The following is a 7,982-nucleotide window of genomic DNA, read 5'->3' on the forward strand; positions in this document are numbered from 1 at the left end:
TTTGCATGATCATTAACAATCAAGGTTCACCGCAATAAATTCACCCTCTTTCATACGTTCTTGTGCAATTCTACCTAGCTCCGCATCTTCCGCTAGTTCTTGAAAATATTCAAACAGTGTGGGAGTAACACAATAAAAAGCCGGTTGATTTCGGTTTAAAATGGCGATAGCGCCCTGTTCACTTGCCTGTGCAATCCCCATCGGATCCCGCTTTAAATCGGTAATGCTTGCCACCTGTTGCGTTAAAATTTGATGAATTGCCATCATTCCCCCCTTTTTGTTTTAGATTGTCGTTTTTGTCTTTTTAGCAGGAATCATAGCACATTAAAAAACTTTTAAAAGTTTCTTTTTGAGGTATAAAAAAAGCCCCTTTCGGGGCGGTGGGTTAATAACTAAAAATAAAGGAATGGGCTTGAGTTTCGCTTGAAGTGCGGTCAGATTCACGGGTTTGTTCTGCCATAAGCCTTGAATATTCACGCATAAGCGCATTTCTTTCACCGGGCTGAATGGCGCCTTGTTTAACTAAGCATTGCACGCTGTGATTCAAAAATAGGTTTGTGGCGTGGAGTAAATCCGCTGCATGCGCTTCAATGGTTTTTTCTTCCATTATGCTCGCCCCTCAATGCCCTCAATTAAAACCGCATGGCGGTAATTTTCCAGCAAATAATCAAGCTGCACGGAAAAATAAACATTTAGGCTATCTTCTCGCACTTCTTGCTTGAAGAATAGGCGTGCCGTGTTTTGTTTTAGGTAAATGGCAAGGTTTGAAAGCGTGGTAATTAGAATGCAATTTGCCGGAAAGAAGGGCGCATTGATTGCACGCAAGCCCCCGATAAGATTTTGTGCGGTTAAAAGCACGCCATTTTGTGCATTAAGCTGTTTGGGCTCAAGCTGAATCAATGCACCGTCTAAAACATTACGTCCGCAAATTGCGATTAAATCGCCACTTTCGCGAAGTATTGCCGGCAATTTTTCAAGAGCTTTTTTAATAAGTTGGGCGGTTGTTTGCCCACTTAATTCACCGGCTTGAATCACTTGCGCTTTTTCTTTTAGCTGTGCATGCCAACCTTTCGCCACATCTTCGCCCAGTGGGTGGGCTTGTGGGTCGGAATCGTCTGCGCGGTGTGTGCCGTGAAAGCCTACCATGGCGAGATTCTTCGCCAGTTCACCGCCTAAACGGGCATTGAGGGCTTTTTCAAAATCAATTTCAGTGAAAAGATCCAGTTCGCTATGCAAAAGGCGAACATCAAGATTAATTTGGGCGCACTCAAAAGGGGTTACATCTTGCACGATATTGCGCGGTTCTCGGGCGTGCTTGTTGGTGTCCGTGTTGCTGACAATCGGCAAAGAGAGCGCATAGGCTTTATTTGGTGAATCTTCAACAAATTTTGTAGTGATTATTCCGGTAAAACCATAATAGCGTTCGCTAAGTTGTATGCGGTTCTCCAAATCTTGAATTTCAGTCAGGCTGATTCGGTGTTGTGCTTTTAAGTCCTGTTTAAGTTGTCTTAATGCCTGTCTGATGGCTTTTTTGCCCCCGTTGGCTTTGCGGTCACCGTACTGCCGTGAACGTTCCTGTTTTATTAGTCTGTCCATCCACTTGTCCGCTATCTCGGCAAAGAAATAATCGGCATTTTTTATCAGTTTGGTTTCATCCAAACCATAAATCGCCATGACGTTATCAAACTGCATTTTTCTTAGTGTGACTAAATTTGCGATAGTACGCCCGCTGTTTAGATAGACGTGTTCCATCGCACTTAAATAGCCTTCTAAAAGATGTTGGCGTTGGCGTGCCGGGATTTTCATCGCTTGTCCATATACCGCATCGGTTACTTTTTTACTGTGTTCTTTCAGCCAGCCGACAGTGGTCGGTGTATTATTGACGGGCGCAGGTTTCTCACTGAACAAATTTTCTAAGACCGCAATGCCGTCAGGCGAACATTCTAAGCCATAGGTAAAATCCGCCAGCAGACGATAAAATACATAAAAGCCACGGTCTATCCCATTTTCTTCAGGGGTATAATGAATAATACCGGCGGAAATGTTAAAAAACGCTCGGAATGAAGTGCGCTGATTGGCGAGTTTTACCACTTGTTTTACCAGTTCGCTTATCGGTTTTTCATAACGTTCAAAGGGTTCTTTTAACAATGCCGTCATTTTGCCGTTAAATTCGCTAATTAGTGCACTTTGTACGCCTTTTTGCTCAATGACCCGTTGCTTTGTTTTAAATGGATAGGGTTTTCCCCGTACATCATAAGCGATTTTCGGGTCGATAATATTGCCGATAGTGATGGGATAAGCATAGCGGGCATAATAGTCTTGTTGTTTTTCGGTTAAATCAATCATCACCTTTTGCAATTCACGTAGCTGCCCCACCACATCCTGTAAAGCGACCATCAATCCGGTTTCTTCATAATCGGGTAAGCCGGATAACGGGGTGGGGAGGTTGGTATTAACCAGTTTTGTGTACCAGTGTTGGGTATCCTTGGCTAAATGGTTTGTCGGTGTGCCGGATTGATATTCTAAAACATGCTGTGTAAGTTCATTAAATGGCGCCACGTGATGTTGAGGTGTTTTTGCGTTGGTGTGGACGGTGGTCATCACCGCTTGTCTAAATTTTTCATCGGTTTCTAGCAAGTGAATGATTTCAGATGACCACATATATTCACTATAAGCGATGTCAACAATATCAACATCTTTATCAACAAATGCCGTATTGAAACTTCTGAGAGAAGAAACGCAAGGATAGTTTTGGGGGGCAATTTGCCCAAGCGTCCAGTCGCCGTTAGCACCTTGCTCGCCCCATTTGCAAAGTAAAAAGCTTGAGTTCAAGCCTGCATTTTGCCCCTTGCTCAATTGCTCGAATTTGCTTGCGCTATTGGTGTCATCATGGTTGGTCACATAGCGAAACACCAGCCATTTGCCTTTATCGTCGGTAGAAAAGAGGCGGTGTTTGGTATGGGTATAGATATAAATAAAGCCTTGTCGCAGTTGCATGAGTGGCTGTAGTGGGGATTCTCCGATATTTTTAGGTTCGGTTTCGGGTAAATTTTGAATCTCTCCGTTTCTTGCTTTTGTTAAATAATCAATACTCAAGACAAAATAGAAAATCTTCGGCAAGCACCGATATAACGATGGTTATACCGTCACATTCTTCGTGTATCGACTAGGAAACTAAATAAATGTTTTATGTAAATCTTTAACAAAGAAATTATGATGCTCAATTAAGATTGGCTCCTCCTGCTGGACTTGAACCAGCGACATATGGATTAACAGTCCACCGTTCTACCGACTGAACTAAGGAGGAGTAGATTTTACGACTTAATGAATGGTGCCTCGAGGCGGAATCGAACCACCGACACGGGGATTTTCAATCCCTTGCGTAAAATATTTACATATAAGACATTATTAATGATCGTGCCACAAAACTATTTGCCCGTACCCAGCCGATACATAGCAATTGATCTGTTCAGTTATAGATCAAGTCCGATCTTACACTTTTTCTAAAGTTTGTAAAGGCTGGATAATTGATTATTTTATAATAACGTCGAATTAACTTTTTCTCTAAGCATTTCAACATCATTCTCAATATAGCTTAACGTTACTCTCACGTCCTTATGCCCTAAAAGCTGTTTAGCCACATACAAGTTTTCTGGATCTTTCATTAAGCTTGTTGCAACAGTATGTCTAAACCGATGTGGTGATACTTGGAATCCTACTCTACTTGAAATAACTCTAAATAAATGACTAATTTGAAACTCTGTCATTATTTGACCTGTATATCTAGTTTTTCGAAATAAGTTAATGTTAAATAGCTGGGAATCTAAATTTTGATGACGTTTTCTTAGCTCTATAATTAGCTTTTCAATATACGGATGTAGCCTATCTAAAATAGGAATACAATGATATTCGTGATTTTTATTAATGTCTGGAGAAATATGAATAACCTTTTGATATAAATCAACATCCTTTATTTTTAATCTCAGTAATTGAGCTCTTCGTATCCCTGTAAATCGCAAAGTGTTAACTAATACTCGGATAAACCACTGTGGTTTTAATACGTCAGGCAAACCTTCACTACAGCTAAGAAAAAAGTCCAATTTATCTAATTGAACAGATGTTAAAACTTTTCTTTTTGGTCTACCTACTCTCAAAAATAATTTATTACACGGATTTTCTTCGTAATTTAATAATTTTTGTTCAATACCAAATTTATAGATAGATTTTAGATGACGTATATAGCTATTCCAAGTAACGGGTTTTACTTTCGTATCAATCACATTATTACGCCATTTCAATAACATCTCAGTGGTTATTTGGGAAGGATATTCTACACCGCAATGTTTACGCACTTGTCGAATTGCTTTATCATAGCTTTTCTTAGTATCTGCACGCAGATATCTATGGAAAAAATTTTTGCAATAAAAGCTCAAATGTAATCTTAGTGTTTTGCATAGGTTACTCCTCTAGTAATAAATGCCTATTGTTGATTAAAATTCTTTCACCAAAAAACAGTTGTGTATTTGGAATTAAATAACCGACTAAGAATGATTCTTTTCTTGGCCCAATAACACGACAACGCCAAAAATTGGTCGTATCATCACCAACGACTCGTTTCTTATGTAAGCCAAGTGTTTGAAATTCATACTGTAAATTATTCACAATTTCTTCACTATAAGACAATCCTTTTTCTCGTAAATACAGTTCAAATGAGCTCGGGCTAACGATGAAAAGGCTATTATTAACAATATGAATCTTAGCAGTACGATCATTAAATGTTAGCTTCTCATTAAGTAATTTATTCTTCAGCCAATCTACAAATTGTTGCCCTTCAATGCTTCCCATCGTAGTTTCAACAGGTAAAGAAATTTCTGGATTAGTCTCTTGAGTTTCTGCTGTCACTCGTATCCTTGATTGCATTGCTTCAGTTTCAGGTGGTTCACTCGTTTTTTCAACCGGTGCAGTTTCCTCCTTACCAAACATATTGAGTAGAAAATCAACACTTTCGTTATCCCTATTTTGTATTCCTGTTTCATCCTCTTGATATGAGGTTTCTTTAGTCCTACCAATAGTATTAGAATTTTCTGCTTCAATATTCTCAGTAAGGTTTACCTCTGAGATGCTAATATTCATATTTGGTACAGTTTTTTCGATGTCGTTATTCTCTTCTTTAGAAACAATCCTGATTGTGCCAGCAAATAGAGCCGGGCGATCGTCAAAATTATCCCAAATGAGCTCTGGTTTCACACGTAATAAGCTAAACTTATCTTTAGGTTCCCACCCTGCATTTGATTTGAGTTGGCAATGCCAAATAGCTGTATCTTCGGCCGTTCGCTCAATCACATTGTGTACTTGCATCTCATCAAACAATTTCCGATTATCTCCAGGAACACTAATCCCTTGTTTCATTAAATAGGCTCGAATTTGATCAGCACTTGTTTTACTCATCAACCATAACCCATCCTCAGTTAACCAACCATCACCTGGTCCTTTTTCACTAATTTTTAATTTTTGTGAAACAAGATGGCGAAGAGCTAATACCAGCTGTTTGGCAAACGATACTACTGGTTTTTGAACTAATTTAGTAATATCGCCACCAAGCGCTAGTGCCACACTACGTTGATCGGCTTTTTGAATAATTTCAGACAAAACTCCGGCTTTGTCATAATGACCAGACATAGCATACATTAATGTAGAAAAGACTTCTGGATAAGTAGCTAGCCAATCAAAGGCCTCTGTCGAAATTAAGTTATGGGCGATAAAGCTCCCAATTACTGGATGTAGTGCATAATCACGTTGTTTGATATATTTGAATTTATAAGGTTCCGTTGGTACACCATTCCAAGCCAACCAACGTTTTCCACCTTTTAAATGTATTTCAATATCAACAATGGATTTTCCAACATCATGAACCAACGCAAGATAAATGGTCGCGGCGGTCCAGGCATCTTTCTGTTCAGCTTGTTCTTCAGGTGCTGCATTGGGGGGTAATACATAATTCTGACGAAGTTTAGCTGCAAATAAGATGACCTCTAACCCGTGATCAAGCATTCCGCCTAAATGAGCATGATGATGAAATTCTGAAGCAGGCAAGAGTTGAACCATTTCTGCATACCGTTCAATCGGTTTTTCATAAAGCTCGTTATACATATCTTGCGTCATAGAAACCTGCTGCCAAATTAAATTTAAGTATTTTTGGCGTAAATCGGTATCAAGTAACTCTGATGCAGAAAAAGGCTCTATCCACCCGCCACTGTCAACTTTTGATATTGAAAGATTTTGGTTTTCTAAATTTGAAATAACCTCAAAGGAATCCTGTTTTTTCCCTTTTAACTTATTGAAAATTGATGAAAGCATAAATCAATGACTCATTACATTTTCTTGAAAGGATATTTATTCATGAAATGATCTCAATGAATAAATAATTTAAATTTAGAAGAAAATTAATATTATTTTGGATCTGGTTTTATTATGGTGAATAAATTTTATTATTAACTAAAGAGTAGAAGTAACTCAATTAAAACCTCCATAAATCATTTAATTTTTAATACCAAACAAGATAAACTTTTGAAGATCTTTTGATGTTCTAAATAGATGCAATAGCTTCCTCTCTTCTTCATTTCTAACTAGTTCTCCTTTTACTCCAAAAAGGACATAGTTTACATCAATACCTATAGAATTAATATTAACGAAGTAATTTGCTCTGGGTAGAATTTTATTATGCTCGTATTTAAATTGAGCTTGTGCGGTTACTCCAGCCAATTTGCTAAACTCCCTTTGACTAAGATCCAACTTTTTTCTCTCTTCTCTTAGTCTATCACCTATATGTTCCAGCATTGTTATTTATTATTGAAGATAAAACATACCTTAAATCTATCCTATGCCTCTAATATCTTCAATGGAAAATTCTTTTCCAATTTTAGATAAATTTAGGCATAGTAGAAAAAGTATTAGCAAAAAGTTAGCTAAAGACTTAAGCTTAGTTTTGAAAAATGAACAAAAATACTGTCTTTTTTGCCTTAAAAGCAATATACAAAAGCATGGGAAGAAAAATAATATTCAGAGATACTTTTGTTTCTTCCTGTCATAAAACCTTTTCTTTCACAAAGAAATCAAATTTGATAGATGCTTGGACTGATTACACCAGAGGAAAATGCTATAAATAATTAGTCGAAAATATCAATGTTCAATCAGAGCCACTCAACGTTATATTGAATAATACCCTAAAGCCGAGTTTATCACTTACAACAAACTTAGCTAAATATTATTGCAGATATTATTTTCTTGAGGGGGGAGGAGTAAAATTGATTTATTCTCCATATAAAAAGGTCTTTTATAGCCCTTATAAAATCATAATCTAAGAGGAGATTACATTATTTTAAAATACTAAATGAAATATTTATTCACCTTTGAAACATATTATCATATAAAAATAGAAAAACCTCTTGAATGGGTTATCTAAAGAGATGAAGCGGAAATTATCTATTCATAACAAATTAATAAAAAAGGTATAAAATTATTTTTATAAATAATTTTTTAATAAAAATAGTTGGAAATAATTAGAAAAATAATAAAAAGTAATACTTTTATCTACCATACCTAAACTTTACTACACTCCTACTCATTTAAAAATATTTGTTCTCCATTTGCTGAAATTTCCTTTTCACCTTTTATATTAACTTGGCTATTACCTATTTTAATGAAGCTACCATTTGTTTTTAACAAAATTTCGCTTTCTGAAGTAAAAGTTATATTACCATCAACAAAAATCTGGTACATATTCCCTACATCAATGGACAACTCTTTTATCTGAGAGATAGAGTTTTGGTGAATTTCCATGTAGCGATTGAGAGTTACTTCTATTGATTGTTGATCACGAATAGTTTCCGAATGATTTCCTGCCACTATCGTATTCCGGTTATTCAACACCACTGTATTCATATCTCGCTGAGCATGTAGATTGAGTTGTTCCTGTCCCGGCG

Annotated in this window: 7 protein-coding genes and 1 tRNA gene; all 8 read right to left on the minus strand. The window is 37.0% G+C overall.

The window, feature by feature from the left end:
- Positions 1 to 12: 12 nt before the first annotated feature.
- A complete protein-coding gene (locus BKK50_RS10275) occupies positions 13 to 264 on the minus strand; it encodes a type II toxin-antitoxin system Phd/YefM family antitoxin (protein WP_077417766.1) in 252 nt (83 codons plus the stop codon).
- A gap of 121 nt (positions 265 to 385) precedes the next feature.
- Entirely contained in the window at positions 386 to 607 is a 222-nt protein-coding gene (locus BKK50_RS10280; RefSeq protein ID WP_077417768.1) for a hypothetical protein, read from the minus strand.
- Positions 607 to 2,997 carry a P2 family phage major capsid protein gene (locus tag BKK50_RS10285; protein ID WP_143529808.1) on the minus strand — a complete coding sequence of 797 codons (2,391 nt, stop codon included), beginning with the start codon at positions 2,995 to 2,997 and terminating at the stop codon, positions 607 to 609. Before BKK50_RS10285 ends, BKK50_RS10280 begins: the two co-directional genes overlap by 1 nt.
- A 234-nt stretch (positions 2,998 to 3,231) precedes the next feature.
- Positions 3,232 to 3,307, minus strand: a tRNA-Asn gene (locus BKK50_RS10290).
- A gap of 229 nt (positions 3,308 to 3,536) precedes the next feature.
- On the minus strand, positions 3,537 to 4,433 hold the full coding sequence (locus BKK50_RS10295; protein WP_077417772.1) for a tyrosine-type recombinase/integrase: 897 nt from the start codon (positions 4,431 to 4,433) through the stop codon (positions 3,537 to 3,539).
- A gap of 25 nt (positions 4,434 to 4,458) precedes the next feature.
- Complete coding sequence (gene mobH / locus BKK50_RS10300) at positions 4,459 to 6,357, minus strand: MobH family relaxase (RefSeq protein ID WP_077417774.1); 1,899 nt, start codon at positions 6,355 to 6,357, stop codon at positions 4,459 to 4,461.
- 180 nt (positions 6,358 to 6,537) lie between these two features.
- Positions 6,538 to 6,837 carry a helix-turn-helix domain-containing protein gene (locus BKK50_RS10305; RefSeq protein ID WP_077417776.1) on the minus strand — a complete coding sequence of 100 codons (300 nt, stop codon included), beginning with the start codon at positions 6,835 to 6,837 and terminating at the stop codon, positions 6,538 to 6,540.
- A 780-nt stretch (positions 6,838 to 7,617) separates the two neighbouring features.
- A partial coding sequence (locus BKK50_RS10310) for a bacteriophage T4 gp5 trimerisation domain-containing protein (protein ID WP_425272392.1) occupies positions 7,618 to 7,982 on the minus strand: 365 nt, incomplete at its 5' end.

The organism is Rodentibacter rarus (genome assembly GCF_001998965.1).
Taxonomy (GTDB): domain Bacteria; phylum Pseudomonadota; class Gammaproteobacteria; order Enterobacterales; family Pasteurellaceae; genus Rodentibacter; species Rodentibacter rarus.

Bases quoted from the DNA above. Each gene is read 5' to 3' on its own strand.
- BKK50_RS10275 (WP_077417766.1), bottom strand. From the start codon at position 264: ATGGCAATTCATCAAATTTTAACGCAACAGGTGGCAAGCATTACCGAT.
- BKK50_RS10280 (WP_077417768.1), bottom strand. From the start codon at position 607: ATGGAAGAAAAAACCATTGAAGCGCATGCAGCGGATTTACTCCACGCC.
- BKK50_RS10285 (WP_143529808.1), bottom strand. From the start codon at position 2,997: ATGCAACTGCGACAAGGCTTTATTTATATCTATACCCATACCAAACAC.
- mobH (WP_077417774.1), bottom strand. From the start codon at position 6,357: ATGCTTTCATCAATTTTCAATAAGTTAAAAGGGAAAAAACAGGATTCC.
- BKK50_RS10305 (WP_077417776.1), bottom strand. From the start codon at position 6,837: ATGCTGGAACATATAGGTGATAGACTAAGAGAAGAGAGAAAAAAGTTG.